Origin of the sequence: Pseudomonas sp. 34 E 7 (assembly GCF_900005715.1) — a bacterium.
GTDB classification, from domain to species: domain Bacteria; phylum Pseudomonadota; class Gammaproteobacteria; order Pseudomonadales; family Pseudomonadaceae; genus Aquipseudomonas; species Aquipseudomonas orientalis_A.
This window is the reverse complement of sequence record NZ_CVTX01000194.1, coordinates 24,999-27,070: the sequence shown is the minus strand read 5'-3', so window position 1 is coordinate 27,070 and position 2,072 is coordinate 24,999. Positions and strand designations below refer to the sequence as shown.

The window sequence follows — 2,072 nt, the reverse complement described above, 5'->3', positions numbered from 1 at the left end:
AGCAGCCGTTACCGCAGAAACGGATATGTACTCAGTCTGATCCAGCATCCTGGTCGGCCCAGAGGCCGCCATCGGGGGCAAGCCCCCTCCCACATTTGGACCTCGGAGCGTCAGGTAGATACGCGTTAGCTTCCTCGCCACAGGTGCGGTGTCGCACCAAAATTGTGTAGATACCTATGCTCATCGGGGGCAAGCCCCCTCCCACATTTTGAGGCTCGGTGTGTCAGTTGATTTCGTAGCGTACCGACAGTGCGCCCTTTTTTTCCGAGAGGGCCAGGATCGTTACCTGACCCAGTTCGCTCAGTGCTTGAACATGCGTGCCACCGCACGCGTATGCCGGCAATTCACCGAAGCCGACTTCTCGGGTGCCTTCTTCCAGCGTCATGTGGCGTGGATAATCTGCGGCGATCCACTGGTTGACCAGTTGCTGGAGGACCTGCGCATCCATCTCTTGCGCGGCTTCGCCGCGGATAAAAGTAATCTTGCCTTCACCCGGCCAATGATGCGCCTTGATCGGCATCCAGCCCAAGCGTTCGCCGGCATTGCCAATCAGGTGTCCCGCTGAGTGAAGGCGCGTGTGCAGCGCGCGGCGTGATGCATCGACCCGCGCCGTGATGGGGCCGGGTTCCAGGGGTTGATTGACGTAATGCACCACATGCGTTGCGTCCTGCGTGACGCGCAGCACCTGGCTGTCGCCCAGCCACCCGGTGTCGAAGGGTTGGCCGCCGCCTTGGGGATGGAAAATCGTCGATTGCAGGATCACCGCAAATTGCTCTTCGTGAGGCGTGCAGCTCAGCACTTCCAGCTCGGCTGTCAGGTGATCGTGGGTGAAAAACAGGCGCTCGGTCATCGTGTACATCCGCATCCAGGTGATGCCACAGTATAAATAGTGCGCTGATAGGCGATAATCCATTCAAATATCAATGGACCTGTGCGTCATGAGCATCAATCTTCCTTTGCCGCTGCTGGGTGAAATGGCGATTTTCGTCAAGGTGGTCGAAACCGGCAGTTTCTCCGAAGCGGCGCGGCAACTGGGCGTTTCACCCTCGGCGGTGAGCCGCAGTATTTCGCGCCTGGAACAGGCACTGGCAACCCGCCTGTTGCAACGCACCACACGCAAGCTGCGCCTTAGCGAGGGCGGCGAAGAGGTGTTCAAGCGGTGCCGCGAGATGGTCGGCGCGGCGCGTTCGGTAATGGAGATCAGCGGGCAATTTACCCATGAAGCCGAGGGCCTGGTGCGGGTCAGCGTGCCCAAGGCAGTGGGGCGGTTTGTGGTGCATCCGCATATGCCGGCGTTCCTGCGGCGCTATCCCAAGGTGGATGTGCAACTGATCCTTGAGGATCGGCCTGTGGATCTGATCGACGACAATGTCGACCTCAGCATCCGCATCACCGACAGCCCGCCGCCCGGTCTGGTCGGGCGGCAATTATTGCCGATCGAACATTTGCTCTGCGCAACGCCGCAGTACCTGGCCGAGCATGGCACGCCGAGCCATCCCCATGATCTGCTGGAGCACAGTTGCATCTATCTGGGCGAAACCCCCGGTGACTCACGCTGGAAGTTTCGTCGGGACGGCAAGGCGGTGACGGTCGGTGTGCGCGGGCGGTATGCGGCGAACCACACGGGCGTGCGGCTGGATGCCGTGTTGCAGCATGTGGGGATTGGCAGCTTGCCGTATTTCACGGCGCGGCACGCCTTGGAAGAGGGACGGTTGGTGCAGGTATTACCGGCGTGGGATTTTATCGCGTCTTACCACGGCGAGGCGTGGTTGTTGCATTCGCCTACGCGCTACTTGCCGCCCAAGCTGCGCGTGTTTATTGATTATCTGGTGGAGTGCATGGCGAAGGAGCCGACACTGCGCAGTCGGTAGAAATGGGGTTAAACATGTGGGAGGGGGCTTGCCCCCGATGGCGGTGTGTCAGTCACCGAATGTGTTGACTGATGCGCCGCTATCGGGGCATAGGCATCTACACAACTCTGTAGCGCTCAACCGTAACCACGATGCGAAGCGAGCCGCTCTTGCTCTTGATCTGCTTTTGATCTTGATCTCAGGCGCCCCGTTAAACCACGC

General features: G+C 59.9%; 2 protein-coding genes. One reads left to right on the top strand and one right to left on the bottom strand.

The features are described from left to right. Positions 1–223: 223 nt before the first annotated feature. The gene (locus BFP96_RS28295; RefSeq protein WP_065893693.1) at positions 224–850 is read right to left on the bottom strand and encodes a hypothetical protein; all 627 of its coding nucleotides are present in this window, start codon (positions 848–850) and stop codon (positions 224–226) included. Positions 851–938: 88 nt separating this feature from the next. On the opposite strand from BFP96_RS28295, the gene BFP96_RS28290 reads away from it, so the two are divergent. Then, a complete protein-coding gene (locus BFP96_RS28290) occupies positions 939–1,871 on the top strand; it encodes a LysR family transcriptional regulator (protein WP_065937443.1) in 933 nt (310 codons plus the stop codon). Positions 1,872–2,072: the final 201 nt, after the last annotated feature.

Coding starts and splice junctions, on each gene's coding strand:
- BFP96_RS28295 (WP_065893693.1), bottom strand. CDS start 850: ATGACCGAGCGCCTGTTTTTCACCCACGATCACCTGACAGCCGAGCTG.
- BFP96_RS28290 (WP_065937443.1), top strand. CDS start 939: ATGAGCATCAATCTTCCTTTGCCGCTGCTGGGTGAAATGGCGATTTTC.